Origin of the sequence: Streptomyces caniferus, from assembly GCF_009811555.1 — a bacterium.
GTDB lineage: Bacteria > Actinomycetota > Actinomycetes > Streptomycetales > Streptomycetaceae > Streptomyces > Streptomyces caniferus.
Map to the genome: position 1 here is coordinate 702,754 of NZ_BLIN01000002.1, position 17,450 is coordinate 720,203.

A 17,450-nucleotide genomic window follows, 5' to 3' on the forward strand; every position below is an offset into this window, starting at 1 on the left:
GACATTCACCGTCGCCCGGGGCATCGGCGCAGGTCACAGGGGCGGAGACGCCGAGGCGGGACCGCTGGGGCGCGGGCACCGAGGCCGGGACACCCGGGCGGGCCGTCGCCCGCGGAGGGGCCGACGCCCTCCTGCCCCGCTCCTCCACTCCCCCGCCGCCGCGGCCCGCTCACTCCACGACGTGCCGCCCCTCCGGCTGTGCGCTGCACGACGCCCGGAACGCGCAGTGGGTGCAGTGCGTGCCGGTGGTCGGCGTGAACCGCTCCTCCAGGACGCGGCCCGCGGCGGTGGCGAGCAGGTCGCCGACCCACTCCCCCTCCAGCGGCTGCTGCGCCTGTACGGAGGGCAGCGCATCGCCGCCTTCCTTCTGGGCGGCGCCCAGCCGCAGGTGCACCAGTTCCGCGCCGCCCGGTTCCGGCGTGCGGCCGTCGAAGGCGTCGTCGACGGCGCCCTCGCGCACCGCGAGCTGGTAGACGGCGAGCTGGGGGTGGCGGGCGACCTCGGGTCCGGTCGGTTTCTGCTTGCCGGTCTTGAAGTCGACGACGTACGCCCGGCCCTGCGCGTCCCGGGAGACGTGGTCCATGCTGCCGCGGATACGGACCTCGTAGGCGCCGGCCCGGAGGGTCAGGTCGAAGCCGTGCTCGGTGGCGACGGTGTCCCGGCCGCGGGTCTCGCGTTCCATGACGTGCCAGCGCAGGAAGCGCTCCAGGGCGGCGCGCGCGGTGTCCTTCTCCTGGCGTGACTTCCAGGGGGCGTCGAAGGCGAGGGCGTCCCATACGGAGTCCAAGCGCTCCATCAGGACGGTCAGATCGGCGGGCGTACGGCCGGAGGCGACCTCGTCGGCGAGCACGTGCACCACGTTGCCGAAGCCCTGGGCGGCGGTGGCCGGGGTGTCCGCCTTGACCTCGCGTCCCAGGAACCACTGGAGGGAGCAGGTGTGGGCGAGCTGGTCGAGGGCGCTGCCGGAGAGGACCACGGGGTGGTCCCGGTCGCGGAGCGGGACGGTGCTGTGGGTGGGTTCGTACAGGCCCCACCAGTTGTCGGGGTGGGCGGCCGGCACCAAGGGGTGGTGGTCGTCGTCGTGCAGGCCGGCGAGTTTCGCGAGGCGCTGGGCGGCGGCCTCGCGCAGCGCCGGGGTGGCGGCCGGGTCGACGGTGGTGGCGCGCAGCTCGGCGACGAGCGCGGCCACCGACAGGGGCCGGCGCGGGCGGCCGGTGACGTCCTGGGGGGTGACGCCCAGCTCGGTGAGGAACCGGGAGGGCTGGTCACCGTCGTCGGCCGCGGCCTTCACGGCGGTGACGACCAGCCGTTCGCGGGCCCGGGTGGCGGCGACGTAGAACAGCCGGCGTTCCTCGGCGAGCAGCGCGCCCGGGGTGAGCGGCTCGGCCAGGCCGTCGCGGCCGATCCTGTCGGCTTCCAGGAGCGAGCCGCGCCGGCGCAGGTCGGGCCAGAGTCCTTCCTGCACCCCGGCGACGACGACGAGCCGCCATTCCAGGCCCTTGGCGCGGTGCGCGGTCATCAGCCGTACGGCGTCGGGGCGCACCGCGCGCCGGGTGAGGGTGTCGGCAGCGATGTCCTGGGCGTCGAGTTCCTCCAGGAAGTTGAGCGCGCCGCGGCCGCCGGTGCGCTCCTCGGCGCGGGCCGCGGTCTCGAACAGCGCGACGACGGCGTCCAGGTCCCGGTCGGCGTTGCGCCCGGCGGCGCCCCCGCGGTGGGCGGCCCGCTCCAGGCGCTGCGGCCAGGGGGTGCCGTCCCACAGCTCCCACAGCGCCTGCTCCGCCGTGCCGCCGCCGGCCAGCAGTTCGCGGGCCTTGCGCAGCAGCAGCCCGAGCCGCTGGGCGCCGCGCGCGTAGGCGGGGTCGTGGGCCACCAGGCGCTGCGGTTCGGCGAGCGCCCGGGCGATCAGCTCGTCGGAGGGCCGCGGCAGGGCCTGCCCGGCGGCCCGTTCCTCCTCGCGCAGGGCCCGGCCCAGTCGCCGCAGATCGGCGGAGTCCATTCCGCCCAGGGGGGAGGTCAGCAGGTCGAGGGCGGTTTCGGCATCGAGCACGGGGCGGGCGGCGTCTCCGGGGACGGCTTCGGTGGTCGGAGCGGCCTCGGGGGCGGCCTCGACGAACACGGCGTCCTCAGGAGCGACCTCGTCGGTCGGGGCGTCCTCGGAGGCGCCCCCGGCGGACGGAGCGACCTCAGGAGCGACCTCGACGAACGCGGCGTCCTCGGAGGCCGCCGCGCCGGCTTCCGCCCCACCGGATGTGGCGTCACCCGATGCGGCGTCACCGAAGGAGTCACCGCCGCAGGAGTCGTCCCCGAAGGAGTCGTCCCCGAAAGAATCCTCACCGAGGAAGTCGCCGCCGATGGAGTCGTCGACGAAGGCAGCCTCGGCGTCCTGCTGCCCCAGCGCAGCCCGTGCCGCCACCCGTAGTGCCGTCAGCAGGGGGGCGACCGCGGGTTCGTGGCGCAGGGGCAGATCGTCGCCGTCGATGTCGAGCGGCACTCCGGCGGAGGTCAGCGCGCGGCGTACCGCGGGGAGCGAGCGCCCCCCGGCGCGGACGAGAACGGCCATCTCGCGCCAGGGCACGCCGTCCTCCAGGTGGGCGCGGCGCAGGATGTCGGCGATGTTGTCGAGCTCGGTGCCGGGTGTCGGGTACGTGTACACCTCGACGCGGCCGCCGTCCCGTACGGGCACCGGCTCGCGGTGGGCGCGTACCGCCTTGGCCGGGAGGCGGGTGAGCGGCATCCGGCGGGTCAGCAGCCGGGTGGCCGCGAGCAGGTCGGCGCCGGAGCGCCGGGCGGTGCCGAGCACGGCCACCGGGGCGGGGGTGCCGTCGGCGCGGCGGAAGGTCTCGGGGAAGTCGAGGATGCCGTTGACGTCGGCGCCCCGGAAGGCGTAGATCGACTGGTCCGGGTCGCCGAAGGCGATGAGCGTGCGTCCCGGGGAGCCCGGCCGTCCCGTCGCTCCGTGGTTGCCGGCGAGCGCGCGCAGCAGCCGTACCTGGGCGACGTCGGTGTCCTGGTACTCGTCGACGTAGACCGCGTCATAGGCGGCGGCCAGCTGCGCCGCGACATCGGTGTGTTCGGCGAGCAGCACCGCACGGTGCACCAGCTCGGCGTAGTCCAGTACGCCCTGGCCGTCGAGGACGTCGAGGTATTCGGCGAGGAAGGCGGCCGCGGCGCTCCAGTCGGGGCGTCCGGTGCGGCGGGCGAAGGCGCCGAGGGCGTCCGGGCCCAGGCCCAGTTCGCGACTGCGGGCTAGCACCGCGCGGACCTCGTCGGCGAAGCCGCGGGTGGTCAGGCAGGCCCGCAGTTCGTCCGGCCAGCTCACCCGGGCGCGGCCGGCGCCGGCCAGCTCCGCCTGTCCTTCGAGGAGCTCGCGGACGACGAGATCCTGCTCGGGTCCGGACAGCAGCCGCACCGGGTCGGCGAAGAGGTCGGCGTCCTGGTGGGCGCGCACCAGGGCGTAGCAGAAGGAGTGGAAGGTCGTCGCCTGCGGGATGCCCGCCCGCGGCCCGCCGCCCCCCGTGCCGGGTGGCCCGCCGGGCTGTCCTTCCAGGTCCGTCAGCCGGGCCGCGAGCCGGTCGCGGAGTTCGACGGCGGCCTTGCGGCTGAAGGTGAGGACGAGGATCCGCTCGGGGTCGCCGCCGGCCCGTACCCGGCGGGCCACCGACTCCACCAGCGTCGTGGTCTTGCCGGTGCCCGGTCCGGCCAGCACCAGCAGCGGCCCGTGCCGGTGGTCAACCACGGCGCGCTGTGCTGCGTCCAACGCAGGAGGAGTCACCCGTCCCGGCGGGGTGCGCACCAGCCGGTACGCGCCTGCGGCACCCCGCGGCGCCGCCCGGTGGGGCTGCGTCGGCGGGATGGCCGGGAAGGCCGAGAAGGAGGAACTCACGTGGATCGCCGGTCCTGAGGAGGTGCTCGTCGTGGTGCGGAGGTGGTGCGCGGCGCCGTGGGCCGCCGGCCGGGGGTGGTCCGGCTGCGCGGCGCGCGCCGGGGCCGTCGTCGTGACGGCAGGGCCCGACGCTACGCCAGGCGGCGCCCGGCCCGCAGCGCGTCCCACGGCCCGTCGCGGGGCGCCGCCGGTGCTACGGAACCGCGCCGCCGTCGGGGAGCGCGTCGCCGCCCTCGGGGCGCCCGTCCCAGCGGGCCCGCCGCATGTCGAGCCGCGGTATGTGGTCCTCGGCGGCGTGCGGGGCCGTGCGCAGGGGCGTGCCCTCGTCGCGGTAGTGCGCCAGCGCGCGCAGTTCGCTGCCGGGCAGCAGCCGGCCGTCCGCGCGCACCACCCGCCACCAGGGCACCGCGGCACCGTAGAGCGCCATCACCCGGCCCACCTGCCGCGGGCCGCCCTCCCGTCGCCCGCCACCGTCCTTCGCCACGAGCCCGTCGGGCCGCTCCTCGTCCCGCAGCCACTCGGCGACGTCGCCGTACGTCATCACCCGGCCCGCCGGGATCAGCTCGGCCACGGCCAGGACCCGTTCCGCGTACTCCGGGTATTCCGGGTCTTCCGGGTTTGCGGGGAATTCACCCTTCGTCTCATCTCCGGTCCCACTCATTCGGTCCATCCTGCCGCACGGCACCGACAATGGGATCGGACACACGGTCCCGCGCCCCCGGGAGGTCGGTGGCAGGGCGCCGACGGCCCCGTGCGGGGAGGCCGTTCCGCTACCCGCACCCCCGAAATGCACCCTGATGCCCCCCTCCACCACTCGGCCGTGCCACCATCTTCCGGACGGTGACTGGTGATACGAGATCAAGAAGAGACGGCCGAGCAGCAGGGTGCGGCGCCTCCACGGGAGGCGGGCACCCCTGAGGCGCTGGCCGTCGAAGCCGCCGGCTCCGCACCCGGACCGGCCGCACGGACCGAGCGGCCGGAGCGGCGGCAGGCGGCACCACAGGGGACGCACCAACGGAGGCCGGGCACGGCTTCCGCTACCGAAAAGGCGAGCACGATCGAGAAGGCCGAACGACCCGGGGCGTCCGAGAGGCCGGAAGGACCCAAGGAGCCCGAGCCAACCGAGCGGCACGAGGAGGAGCGGAACAGCCACGAGGAGCGGGAGCACGAGGAGCGGGAGCACGAGGAGCCCGAGCAGGGGCAGGACGGACCGGCCGCGCGCGACGAGCGCGAGGAGCCGGCATCCGGCACGGCCGGGGGCAGGCCCCACACGGGCGCGCACCGTTCCGACCTGAGCTCCGACGAGTACGGCGAGTTCCACGTCGACCGGGTCTCCGGCGACGAGCCGCTGCTGCCCGCCCGGGTGCACCGCCCCGCCGACCTGCTGCGGCTGCTGCTCGGCATCGCGGGGATCGCCCTCGTCCTCGGACTCGCGACCTTCGCCCACGGCACCACGCAGGGCCTGGCGCGGGACATCGGGACCGGTGCGAAGGCGGCGCCGCCCCTGCTGATCAACCTGGCGGGGCTCACCTCCAGTGTCGCGGTGCTGATCGTGCCGGTGGCGTTCGCCGTCGAGCGGCTGATCAAGCGCGACGGGCTGCGGATCGCGGACGGTGTGCTGGCCGCCGTCCTCGCCCACGGGGTGTCGCTGGCCGCCGATCTGTGGGTGGCCGATTCCGCGCCCGTCTCCATCCGGGACGCGCTGACCCAGCCCCTCGAAAACGGTTCGCTCTCCGCTCCGGTGCACAGCTATCTGGCGCCCGTGATCGCCTATATGACGGCGGTGGGCATGTCCCGGCGGCCGCGCTGGCGGGTCGCGATGTGGTGCGTGCTGCTGCTGGACGCGTTCGCGGTGCTGGTCGGGCGGTACACCACTCCGTTCGCGATCATCACGACCGTGCTGATCGGCTGGACGGTCGCCTACGGCACCCTCTACGCGGTCGGCTCCCCCAATGTGCGCCCCACCGGCCAGAACCTCCTCGCGGGGCTGCGCCGGGTCGGCTTCCACCCGGTCTCCGCGCTGCGGGCGGAGACGGAGGACGCCACCACCCCGGAGCACTCCGAGCACCCCGACCGCGGCCGCCGCTACCTCGTCACCCTGGAGGACGGCCCGCCGATCGATGTCACCGTCGTCGACCGCGAGCAGCAGGCGCACGGCTTCTTCTACCGCGTGTGGCGCCGGCTCTCGCTGCGCGGCATCAACCAGCGCCGCAGCCTGCAGTCGCTGCGCCAGGCGCTGGAGCAGGAGGCGCTGCTGGCGTATGCGGCCATCGCGGCCGGCGCCCATGCCCCCAAGCTGATCGCCACCTCCGAGCTCGGCCCGGACGCGGTGATGCTGGTCTACGAGCACATCGGCGGCCGCACCTTCGACTCGCTGGCCGACGAGGAGATCACCGACGCGCTGATGCACAGCGCGTGGCGGCAGGTCGAGGCGCTGCAGTCGCGGCGGATCGCGCACCGGCGGCTGGTCGGGGACGCGCTGCTGATGGATCGTTCCGGCAATATCGTGCTGACCGAGCTGCGCGGCGGCGAGATCGCGGCCGGTGATCTCGTACTGCGGATGGACATCGCCCAGTTGCTGGCCACCTGCGGTCTGCGGGTCGGTGCCGAGCGCGCGGTGGCCGCGGCCGTCGAGGTGCTCGGGCCGGACGCGGTCGCCGACAGCCTGCCGCTGCTGCAGCCGATCGCGCTGAGCCGCACCACCCGCGCGACCCTGCGCCAGTTGGCCCGTGAGCGCTCCAAGCGGGAGCGGGAGGCCGTGCTGGCGGCCTCGCAGGCCGCCAAGGAGGCGCGGGAGGAGCGCGAGGCGGAGGGCCCCAAGGACCGCAGGACGATGCGGGCCGAGCGGCACGCGGAGAAGAACGCCGAGAAGCGGGCCCTGGACGAGGCGTCGGAGGAGGCCCGCGAGGAGGATCTGCTCGCCCAGATCCGCCGGCAGGTGCTGCTGATCCGTCCGACGGCGGTGATCGAACCCGCCAAGCTGGAGCGGCTCAGCCCGCGCAAACTGATCACCTGGATCGCCGGCGCCTTCGCGGTGTACCTGCTGTTGTCCCAGCTCACGAACTTCAACCTGGGCGACATGGTCAACAAGGCGGAGTGGGAGTGGGTGCTGGTCGCGGCCTTCTTCTCGGCGCTGACGTACATCGCGGCGGCGATGAGCCTGCTGGGGTTCGTCACCGAGCGGGTGGCGTTCGTCCGCACGGTCATCGCGCAGATCGCGGGCAACTTCGTGAAGCTGGTGGCGCCCGCGGCGATCGGCGGTGTGGCGCTCAACACCCGCTTCCTGCAGCGGGCCGGGGTCCGGCCGGGGCTGGCGGTGGCGAGTGTCGGCGCGTCCCAGCTGTTCGGCCTGGGCAGCCATGTGCTGCTGCTGCTGGTCTTCGGCTATCTGACCGGCACCCAGGAGCAGACCCCGACGATCTCGCCGTCCCGTACGGTCATCGCCGGGCTGCTGACGGTGGCCGTGCTCGTCCTGATCGTCACGGCGGTGCCGGCCCTGCGGAAGTTCGTCTCGACCCGGGTGCGGTCGCTGTTCGCGGGCGTCGTCCCGCGGATGCTGGACATCCTGCAGCGGCCCGGGAAGCTGGTCACCGGCATCGGCGGGATGCTGCTGCTGACGGCGGCGAACGTGATGTGCCTGGACGCCTCGATCCGGGCGTTCGGCGGCGGCGACACGATCAGCTACGCGAGTATCGCGGTCGCCTTCCTCGCCGGTAACGCGCTGGGGTCGGCCGCGCCGACGCCGGGTGGTGTGGGCGCCGTCGAGGGCGCGCTGATCGGTGCGCTGACGGTGGCCGGGCTCGCCGGCGACACGGCCTTCCCCGCGGTGCTGCTGTTCCGGCTGATGGTCTTCTGGCTGCCGGTGCTGCCGGGGTGGCTGGCCTTCACCTACCTCACCCGCAAGGGCGAGATCTGAGCGGAGGCCGCCGTCGTGGCGGCCGGGAGAACCCCCGCCCACCACGCGCCGCACGCACGCGAAGACGCCGGTCCGTTCGGTACGGACCGGCGCCTTCGCGCTGGACTCATGGGCCTCCGCGGAGGCCGCGGGTCTAGTAGACCGGCTTCTCGGGCTCGACGGTGTTGACCCAGCCGATCACGCCGCCACCGACGTGCACGGCGTCGGCGAAGCCCGCGGACTTCAGCACGGCCAGCACCTCGGCGGAGCGGACGCCCGTCTTGCAGTGCAGGACGATCTTCTTGTCCTGCGGGAGGTCCTGGAGAGCGGTGCCCATCAGGAACTCGTTCTTCGGGACCAGCCGGGCGCCGGGGATCGAGACGATCTCGAACTCGTTCGGCTCACGGACGTCGATGATCTCGATCTTCTCGTCGCCGTCGATCCACTCCTTGAGCTGCCGGGGAGTGATCGTCGAGCCGGCCGCCGCCTCCTGGGCCTCCTCGGACACGACGCCGCAGAAGGCCTCGTAGTCGATGAGCTCGGTGACGGTCGGGTTCTCACCGCAGATGGCGCAGTCCGGGTCCTTGCGGACCTTGACCTGGCGGTAGGTCATCTCCAGCGCGTCGTAGATCATCAGCCGGCCGACGAGCGGGTCGCCGATGCCGGCGAGCAGCTTGATGGCCTCGTTGACCTGGATGGAGCCGATGGAGGCGCACAGCACACCCAGGACGCCGCCCTCGGCGCAGGAGGGCACCATGCCGGGCGGCGGGGGCTCCGGGTACAGGCAGCGGTAGCAGGGGCCGTGCTCGCTCCAGAACACCGACGCCTGGCCGTCGAAGCGGTAGATCGAACCCCAGACGTACGGCTTGTTCAGCAGCACGCAGGCGTCGTTGACGAGGTAACGGGTGGCGAAGTTGTCCGTGCCGTCGACGATCAGGTCGTACTGGGCGAAGAGCTCCATGACGTTGGTGGAGTCGAGGCGCTCTTGGTGCAGGTTGACCGTGACGTACGGGTTGATGCCCAGGACGGTGTCCTTGGCGGACTCCGCCTTGGAGCGGCCGATGTCCGCCTGGCTGTGGATGATCTGGCGCTGCAGGTTCGACTCGTCGACCTCGTCGAACTCCACGATGCCGAGCGTGCCGACGCCGGCCGCGGCCAGATACATCAGGGCGGGCGAGCCCAGGCCACCGGCGCCGACGCACAGCACCTTGGCGTTCTTCAGCCGCTTCTGCCCGTCCATCCCGACATCGGGGATGATCAGGTGGCGGGAGTACCTGCGGACCTCATCGACGGTGAGCTCCGAAGCGGGCTCGACCAGGGGTGGCAGCGACACGGGGACTCCGTTGGTCGGTCTAGATGGGGTTCCCCCCGCCCGAGCGGAGCCGAGAGTGGGGGAGCTTGCTCTCCCCGTAACACTGCCACGCCCTTCTTCATTCCGAGACACCTGTTCCGATGCGCGAGACGAGTTCGTCCCAGTAGCCGGGCAGCGCCTCCCAGGCACCGCCGGCGGCGCCCGCCGGCCCGGTGGCGCGGCGGTCGGTGACGTACACGGTGCCCGCCCCCTGCCAGCGGGCGATCCGCAGCGCCTCGTCGAGATGCGTCCGCGGCACGCTGTGGACGAGGTGGCAGAACCGCTCCGGAGGGTAGTCGGCGGTCCTCCCCCGAGCTCTTAAGGAGCAGGGAGGTGCCCCCAGGCCACCTGCGGCCAGCGGTAATCGGCCCAGGAGCCGGCGAAGGTGACGAGCTGGTCGGCGGACTCGGCATAGCCGGGGTGGGGGTGGCTGCCGTGCCCGAAGACGAGGTGGCCGCCGCAGAGCGCGCGCAGGGTGGTGGCCAGCCGCCGGGTCGCGGGCAGCAGTGCCCGGTCCGTGGGACAGCGGTCCAGCCAGAAGCCGCCCGCTTTGTACCACTCCAGGTAGCGGTGGGCGTCGGAGAGCAGCTCACCGAAGGGGCGCGTCCCACGTCCCATGTCCAGGTGTCCCAACAGGCGGACACCGGCGTCCCGCAGCCGGGCGGCGGCCGGCAGGCAGTGCGGGTCGGGACGGGATCCGGGGCCGTTGGACACATCGAGCACCGCCCAGTGCAGCGGCCCCGCCCCCAGGGGGCCCGGCCGCCGCCGCCCTCCGCGTCCTGCCCCAGGGCGAAACCCCCGGCGCAGCGCAGCAGTGCGGCCCATCCGGCGGGGGCCCGCAGCGGATGGGCGAAGCCCGGCACCCCGATCCCGCGCGGTGTCGCCCCGTTCGGGGCGGGCGCGGTGCCGGTGGGGCTGGTCAGATACGACACGCGGCCTCCATCCAGATGTCGGCCAGGGACTCCTCCAGCCCGATCCGCGGGCGCCAGCCGAGCCGGTCGCGGGCGGTGCGGACGTCCGCCTGCTGCCAGGTGCCGCAGCCGTCCGGATACGGGTAGGTGGCGGGCGGCGAGCCGACCGGGTGCTCGGGGGACGGGCCGGGGATGACCAGCCGGGCGGGCGGGGAGTCGAGCTCGTGGAGCGCGCCGCCGAAGCCGGCGACCCGGGCGAGCACGGACGCGGCCTCGCGCAGCCGGACGGCCCGGCCGGTCCCGATGTTGACGACGCCCTGCGCGGCGGACAGCGAGGCGGCGTGCACCGCCCGCGCGACATCGCGGACATCGACGAAGTCGCGCTGGACGCCGAGCCCGCCGAGCTTGAGCTCGTTGTCGCCGGACTGCATGGCGCGGCGCATCGCCTCGGCGAGCCGGCCGAGCGGCGACCCCGCCGGGGTGCCCGGGCCGACCGGCGAGAAGATCCGCAGCACGACGGCGTCGAGCCCGGAGCCCAGGACCAGTTCGGTGGCGGCGAGTTTGCTGACGCCGTACGGCCCCCCGGGGCGCGGCACCGCGTCCTCGGCGGTGGAGGAGCCGGGCTGGGAGGGCCCGTACTCGGAGGCGCAGCCCAGGTGGACGAGGCGGGCGCCGCAGCTGCTGCGGCGCAGCGATTCGCAGATGGTGGCGACCGCGACGGTGTTGTGCCGGGTCAGCTCGCGGGCGCCGCCGCGGGTGGCGCCCGCGCAGTTGACGACGACTCCGGGGTGGACCGCGTCGAGGAAGCGGGTGAGCGCCCCGGGGCTGCCGGTGGCCAGGTCGAAGCGGACGTCGGCGTCGTCGCCCCGCCCGAGGGCGGTGAGCTGGACGGCGGGGTCGGCGAGCAGGCGGTCGGCGACATAACGGCCCAGATAGCCGTTGGCGCCGATGAGCAGCACCCTCATCGTGCGACCCCCCGGTCCGCGTGGCGTGTGGTCGGCTGGACGTTCATATGTCGTGCTCCTAAAGCGGATCGAGGGAAGTGCGTCGGCTTCCGCGGAGTCGGCGTCCGCCCAGGGGGCGGGGCCCACATGGGGGGTGAGGTCCGCGGGGAAGGGGTCCGGGCGGCCGTTTCGGGGTGCCGCTCCGGGGGTGGTGCGTGGTGGGGGTGCCCGTGTGGGGGGACGGGGAGTCGGGGGCCGGGGATCGTCCGGACGGTCACGGCCGCTGCGCCTCCGCCGGGCCGGAGGGGGCCGGCCGGTGCGCGCAGGCGCCGGTGAGCGCCCGCAGGCCGTATACGAGGAGGCCGACGGCGGCGGCCGTGCAGGCCACGGCGGGTACGGCGGCCGGTCCCACGGCGGTGGTGAGCGCCTCGACCGGGACGTCCAGCGGGGGCAGGCCGGGGAGCCGGGCGATCAGCACCAGGGACAGGGCGAGGGCTTCCAGGGCGGCGGCCGCGGCCACGCCCGTCGCGGCCGCGGCGGGGAAGCCGTGCACGGCCAGCAGCCGGGCGAGGAAGAGCAGCACCCCCAGGGCCGCCGCGGCGGCCATCGCCGTCCTGCCGTCGCCCCCGAAGGCCGCGTCCGCGCCGAGGAGCAGCGCGACCAGCGCGCCCAGGAAGAGCACGGTGGCGGCGAGCAGCAACGGCCGGATGCGGGCGGCGAGTTCTCCGAGGTCCCGGCTGGCGGCCAGGCCGCGCCGCCCGCGCGCCGCGAACCAGCGGGCGCAGCCGGCCGCGGGGGCGAGGGCGAAGGACAGGGCCACGGCGGTGGCGACGGCGGCCCGGGGAGCGGCGTGCGGCAGATCGGGGCCGCCGGCCAGCAGCTGTTCGAGCAGCCAGTCGCCGTACACCGCGTAGCCGGCCGTCCAGCCGACCCACAGTCCGGCGGTCCACGGTCCGGCGCCGCGGTGGCGCAGTCGCAGCGGCCCGGACCGGACGGCCAGCCGGACGGCGAGGGCGAGCAGCACGCCGCCCGCGGCGCCGACGGCGCTGCGCACGGCGGGGGGTGCGGCACCGACCGAGGCGACGGCGGCGAGCGCCGCGACGCAGACGGCACCCGGCAGCAGCTGGAGCACCCCGCGCACCCCGCCCGGCCCCTGGGCGGGGACGGGCGCCGGGGGGTGCCCCGGCCCGTCCGGCCGGGCGCCCTCCGGGTCGGCGCGGGGCACCCGGGCGTAGAGCTCCTCGGCCAGCGAGAAGACGTCGCGGTGCCGGAAGCGTGCGGCCGTACGGTCGGTGACGCCGTGCGCCTCCAGGCCGGCGGCGATCTCCAGCGCGTCGACGGCGCGGGCGCACAGCTCCTGGTGGCGGTGCATCAGGGACCGTACGGGGTCGGCGGGGCCGCGGCGCCCGGGGCGGGCGGTGGCCTCCTTGGGCGGCGGCGCGGGACGGGCGGCGGGCCCGTCCTCCCTGGCGGGCACGGCGCGGGTGGCGCCGGTGTCGGGTGTGGTCACCTTCCGTCCCCTCTCCCCCGGGCCGCCGCGCAGCCGTCCCGGCCGGGGCGGGGGTACGGCATACGCCGCCGGGCCGGGCGGCCCCGGCCGCCGGGGGCGGTGGGGTCGGCGTACGCGGGGCTGCCGGGACGGCGGGCGCGACGGAGGCCGGGCCGGCTCCCGCCGTGGGCCACATCCGCCATGCCCGTCACCAGTGCCACGCCCACCAGGCCCATCGCACACATCACGTCCAGCACAGCCGTCACCATTGCCCTGCCTCCTTCACTCCGGTCGCACCCGTCGGGTCGCCGGTCGCTCCCCATCTCACCGGCTGTCTCACTTCTCGGACGCCGGCCGCTCCCCCGCTCTCCGCACCGGCCGGGACCGGCAGCGCGGCGGCCGGCTCCTGCGCGGGGAGGGCCCAGCTCGGCGTACGGCCGGCGGGCACGGCGGCCCGGGCGGCGGCATCGGTCGCGGCCCAGCGGCCGGGGACATGGGACTCGGCGGGGCGGGCGAAGGGCTGCGGCGGGACGCCCTCGCGCCCGGGGCAGGCGGCCGGCCGGGCCGGGGCATGGGAGATCAGCTCCAGGTAGATGCCACGAAATGCCGCGACGTTCTGCTCGACGGTGAACAGCTCCAGTGCCCGCGCCCGGGCCGCCGCGCCCAGCCGGGCCCTGCGGTCCGGGTCGCCGAGCAGCGCGGTGCAGGCCTCGGCGAGGGCGCGGGGGTTGCGGGGCGGGACGACCAGTCCGGTGCCGCCGATGACTTCACAGACCGCGCCGGCATCGGTCGACACCGTGGCACGGCCGCAGAACATCGCCTCCACCAGGGAACGCGGAAAGCCCTCGATGACGCTGGAGGACACCACCACGGCACCGGAGGCGTAGGCGTCCTCCAGGGACGGCACCTCGGGGCTGCCGATCTCCTCGAAGCTGACCGGGTTCTCGCCGACGGTGCGGGCGTCGGCCGCCTCGTCGGGGAAGAGCTGGGCGGCCAGCGCCCGGCAGTGCGCGAGATATCCGGGCGCCTGCGGATCGCGGCCCACCCCGCCGATGATCCGCAGGGTGGCCTCCGGCTCGGCCCTGCGGACCTCGGCGAAGGCGTGCAGCAGCGCGAAGAGGTCCTTCGCCGGCTCGACGCTGCCGACCCACACCAGCGTCTTGGAGTCGTCCGCCGCGGCGTCCGCGACCGCGGCGAAGGGGGCGGCGTCCATGCCCGGGTGGACCGTGCGCAGCCGCGCGCGGTCGGCGCCGCAGCGCTCCTGCCAGCGCCGGGCGTGGGTGTTGCCGGGGGTGATCAGCGCCGCCTGCGCATAGGTCTCGGCGGCCAGCGCGCCCTGCAGGGCGGCGAGCAGCGCGCGCACCGGCGCACTGAGCGGCGAGGTGGCGCGCGCGAGGTAGTGCTCGCGCAGCCGTACGCCGTACTCGGTGACCAGGAGCGGGGTGGCGAAGAAGTGCTTGGCCAGCAGCCCGGGGAGGGCGGCCGCGCCGCCGGAGGTGGCATGGCACAGGTCCACACCGCCGAGCCCGGGGGCCCGCCCGTCGCCGTACCAGTCCAGGGACAGCGGCCGCAGCGCACGGGCGAGCCCGGCGGTGACCGCCAGCAGATCGTCGACCTGGGCACCGTGGGCGGCGGGCAGCGCATGGGGGCCGTGGCAGGCGGATTCCAGGAGGCGTACGGCGTCCTCGGAGCGCAGCAGCGCGGGCAGCCCCCGGTGCTCTCGGGCGAGTTCGGCGAGCCCGTACAGGCCACTGGCGAAACGGTCCGCCTTGCTGGTCACGGAGCGATCCGGGGCACCGGCCGGAACGGCCGGCGGGTCGTCGGCCGACGCGCCCCCGTGGGGTGTGCCGCCGACCGGCCCGCCTGTCGCGGGCGCCGTGGCGAAGGCCGAAACGAGAGCGCCGAAGCTCTCGGCGAAGCGGCGGCGTTCCCGGCGTCCGGGGGTGCGGCCCTTGCGCGGCTCGCCGGTCCGGCGGCGCCCGGCGGGGACGTCGTCCCCCAGGGGTGCGCTGTGCACCAGCCGTACGTGGTGCGGCAGTTCGTACCGCGGGAGCGCTTCCTGGCGGGGCTCGGCGCTCAGGGCGTAGACCTCGAAGTCATGGCCGGTGAGCCCGCGCACGAGCCGGTCGCACCACGCGTGCGCCTCACCGGACGCATATGGATAACCACCTTCGGTGAGCAGTCCAATACGCACGAGTGCACCACCGTCCTCCCATATCGGCGTCCCTGGTGTGCCAGCGACACGGCCGCCACCTGCGGGAAGAAGCTATGCAAAGGGCCGGTGGCGCGATGGACGGTTGTCCATCGCGCCACCGGAAGGGGTGAACACACGTAACTTTCCGCCCCGCAGGGCGTTTCGGCGCGCTATGTGAGCGCGGCGCCACCGCCCGTAGCGGCCGCGGCCCGGCGGCGACCTGCGGAAGAGCCGTCGCCCTCCGGGCTCCCGGCGCGGCGGGTGCCCGCTCCGGTCACCGCTGGGTGGGGAACGGCCAGGAGTTGGGCCGGCAGGTCGCGCCGTCCGTCGTCAGGAACTTCGTCTGCTGCATCATCACCGGGGCCAGGGCGCCCTGCCGGGAGCAGACCTCGTGGTTGTGACCGAGACGGTGGCCGACCTCGTGATTGATCAGCATCTGGCGGTAGGCGAGCATCTTGTCGTGGCCGTAGGTCCGGGCGCCCTGCGCCCAGCGGTAGGCGTTGATCATGACCCGGTCGGTCGCCGCCGAGTCGCACGACACGTTGTCCTCGCTGGTGTCGAGTCCGGACTTGGCGCACCAGGCGTCCGTGGTCCCCGGGCTCGCCAGCGTGATCACGAAATCGGCGTCGCCGGACCCCACCCGCTGGAAGGTCCGCTGCCCGCCGTGCGCCCAACTGCGCTCGTCGTTGAGGGTCTTGTGGACCGCCTCGGCGAAGAGCTTGCCGTCCAGCGGCAGTCCCTCCTCGATGTCGACGCGGTAGCGCACCACCTTGCCGTGGCCGGGCGCCTTGGCGTCGCCGCCGGTCGGCGTGAACCGGCCGCTGGCCGTCATCCGCGCGTCCAGCGGGAAGACCTGCGTCATCTGCTCGTCGTAACTGGCGGGCTTGGCGTCGTGGGTGGCCCTGGTGTGCGACCGGGAGGCCTCGTCGTCGGCCCCGTCGGTTCGGTCGTTGCCGCTGCGCGGCTGCGGGTCGCCGCCGTCCTTGTGCTGTTCGGCGACCTGGCCCGCGATGACGACGGCGAGGACGGTGGTCACCGCCGCGGCCGCCGCCCCGGTGAACGTCCGGCCCATGCCGCCCTTCTTGCCGCCGTGCCGCGACTCGTCCGCGGCAAGGCCGTCGGCCGGGTCGTGGTCCGCCGGATCGCCCGGCTCGCCGCCGTCCGCCCCGGACTCGGCCCGCCGGTCCTGCTCGTCGGCCTCGTCGCGGTCGAAGACCACCGACCGCCCGGTGAAGCGGCCGCCGGGCGGCATGCCGTCCGCGCCGGGCCCGTACGGACCGGGCGCCGGGCCCGCCGTACGGGGCGCACCGGCCCGGAACACATCGTCGTCCGGGTCGTCCGCGCCGCCCCGGCGTCCGGGGAACGCCCCGGCGTCGAAGGCGGCCACGTAGTCGCGCCGCGGCCCCGGCCCGCTGCCCGGCGGGGCGAGGGGCGGTGCGTCACCGGACATCTCCGCGCGCGGCCGGGGAATCCTCGGCGCGCCGCGACCGGCGGCCGCCGGGGACGCCGGCGTCCCGGGGACCGCGCCCCAGCCGCCACCCGGTTCGTGCTGCTCGGGGTGTCCGCCGCGCACCGCATCGCCCTCGAACGGCTCGCGTCTGCGGCGTCCGGAACCCGGCCCGGCGCCGGGGGCGCCGCCCCCGGAAGGGCTGTTTCCGGGCGGACCGGCCGTCTCCGGGCTCTCCGCAGCGGTCTCCGGCCGGCCTCGGCGGCTATGGCGTCCCACGGGGCGTGTCAGCTCCTGCCCGCATCAGCGGTCACATCGTTCACTTCACTGTCGAGCAGCTCACGGATGGCCCGCGCCACTGCCTCCGGGTACTCCATCATCGCCACATGCCCCGCCTCCGGCAGCGTCAGCAGTCGCGCACCGCGGAACGCCGCGGCCGCGCGCCGGGCCATCCGGAAGGAGACCAGGCGGTCGCGCCCACCGTAGACGAGAAGCGTGGGGGCGAGAACTCTCTCTGCCTGACGCCACAAATTATGCTGCCCGCCGAGCGTGTAGGCGTTCACCAGCCCGCGCGCCGAGCGCTCCATGACCTCCCAGAAGTAGGGGAGTTCCAGCCGTCGCGCGTACTCGTCGACCGCGGCGTTGAACCCTTCCGGGCTGACCCGGCCGGGGTCGCCGTAACAGAGCGCCAGCACCTCGCGGGTGCGGCGCTCGGGCGTCCAGTCATGGGTGAGCCGGCCGAAGAACCCGGCGAGACCGGGGACGGCGAGCAGCGCCGTGGGCACCGCGCTCAGCTGCGGCCGCAGTTCGGGCAGCGCCGGGGAGACCAGTGTCAGGGTGCGGACCAGATCGGGGCGCATCGCCGCCACCCGGGTCGAGGCGGCACCGCCCATGGAGTTGCCGATGAGGTGGACGGGGCCGCGCCCGGCGGCGTCGAGGTGGCGGATGACCGCGCGGGCCTGGGCGGAGACGGAGTAGTTGCCGTCGACGGGCGGCGGCGAGTGGCCGAAGCCGGGCAGGTCGATCGCCTCGCCGTCCAGCCGGTCGGCGAGCAGCGGCATCAGGCCCGACCAGTTCTGCGAGGAGCCGCCGAGGCCGTGGACGTAGAGCGCGGGCTCGCGCTCGTCGCCGTCGTGTGCGGCGCCCGCCCCGTCGTCGTCGCGCGCCGGCCCTCGGGCCGGGGCCCGTACGGCCAGCGTCAGGCCCGGCAGGGTCACGGTGCGCACCGTCTCCTCCCCGCCGCGCGGGCCGGGGCCGGCCGGCGGCACCGGGAGGGCGGCGGTCGCGGTGTCCGGCGACTCGGTCGAAGACATGGGAACGATGTTACGAGACGATC

At 75.1% G+C, this 17,450-nt stretch carries 10 protein-coding genes and 1 pseudogene; 1 reads left to right on the plus strand and 10 read right to left on the minus strand.

Going from position 1 to position 17,450, the window contains the following annotated elements:
- Positions 1-169: 169 nt before the first annotated feature.
- Together Scani_RS04920 and Scani_RS04925 are read right to left on the minus strand one after the other, a co-directional pair.
- A complete protein-coding gene (locus tag Scani_RS04920) occupies positions 170-3,853 on the minus strand; it encodes an ATP-dependent helicase (RefSeq protein WP_159471716.1) in 3,684 nt (1,227 codons plus the stop codon).
- Between the two features lie 223 nt (positions 3,854-4,076).
- Positions 4,077-4,544 (minus strand): MGMT family protein, encoded by a 468-nt coding sequence (locus tag Scani_RS04925; protein ID WP_159470363.1) that lies wholly within the window; start codon positions 4,542-4,544, stop codon positions 4,077-4,079.
- A gap of 186 nt (positions 4,545-4,730) precedes the next feature.
- Between Scani_RS04925 and Scani_RS04930 the strand changes: the two genes are divergently transcribed.
- Positions 4,731-7,799 (plus strand): lysylphosphatidylglycerol synthase transmembrane domain-containing protein, encoded by a 3,069-nt coding sequence (locus tag Scani_RS04930; protein WP_159470365.1) that lies wholly within the window; start codon positions 4,731-4,733, stop codon positions 7,797-7,799.
- A gap of 133 nt (positions 7,800-7,932) precedes the next feature.
- Here the strand turns inward: Scani_RS04930 and moeZ are convergent, their stop codons facing one another.
- The 8 genes and pseudogenes from moeZ to Scani_RS04970 all read right to left on the minus strand — a co-directional run bounded on the left by moeZ (position 7,933) and on the right by Scani_RS04970 (position 17,427).
- Entirely contained in the window at positions 7,933-9,111 is a 1,179-nt protein-coding gene (gene moeZ / locus Scani_RS04935; RefSeq protein ID WP_159470366.1) for an adenylyltransferase/sulfurtransferase MoeZ, read from the minus strand.
- Positions 9,112-9,208: 97 nt separating this feature from the next.
- Positions 9,209-10,061 (minus strand): annotated as a pseudogene (locus tag Scani_RS04940) (spherulation-specific family 4 protein).
- Positions 10,049-11,005 (minus strand): NAD-dependent epimerase/dehydratase family protein, encoded by a 957-nt coding sequence (locus Scani_RS04945; RefSeq protein WP_159470368.1) that lies wholly within the window; start codon positions 11,003-11,005, stop codon positions 10,049-10,051. The pseudogene Scani_RS04940 and the gene Scani_RS04945 overlap by 13 nt, the downstream one beginning before the upstream one ends.
- A gap of 253 nt (positions 11,006-11,258) precedes the next feature.
- Entirely contained in the window at positions 11,259-12,494 is a 1,236-nt protein-coding gene (locus Scani_RS04950) for a hypothetical protein (protein WP_159470369.1), read from the minus strand.
- Positions 12,491-12,742, minus strand: a complete 252-nt coding sequence (locus tag Scani_RS04955) for a hypothetical protein (RefSeq protein WP_159470371.1) — start codon at positions 12,740-12,742, stop codon at positions 12,491-12,493. Before Scani_RS04955 ends, Scani_RS04950 begins: the two co-directional genes overlap by 4 nt.
- Positions 12,736-14,667 carry a DUF3492 domain-containing protein gene (locus Scani_RS04960; RefSeq protein ID WP_159470372.1) on the minus strand — a complete coding sequence of 644 codons (1,932 nt, stop codon included), beginning with the start codon at positions 14,665-14,667 and terminating at the stop codon, positions 12,736-12,738. Before Scani_RS04960 ends, Scani_RS04955 begins: the two co-directional genes overlap by 7 nt.
- 274 nt (positions 14,668-14,941) lie before the next feature.
- Positions 14,942-16,240: a DUF3152 domain-containing protein gene (locus tag Scani_RS04965; RefSeq protein WP_328743485.1), complete on the minus strand. Its 1,299-nt coding sequence runs from the start codon at positions 16,238-16,240 to the stop codon at positions 14,942-14,944.
- A gap of 161 nt (positions 16,241-16,401) precedes the next feature.
- The gene (locus Scani_RS04970; protein ID WP_159470376.1) at positions 16,402-17,427 is read right to left on the minus strand and encodes an alpha/beta hydrolase; all 1,026 of its coding nucleotides are present in this window, start codon (positions 17,425-17,427) and stop codon (positions 16,402-16,404) included.
- Between the last annotated feature and the right edge of the window lie 23 nt (positions 17,428-17,450).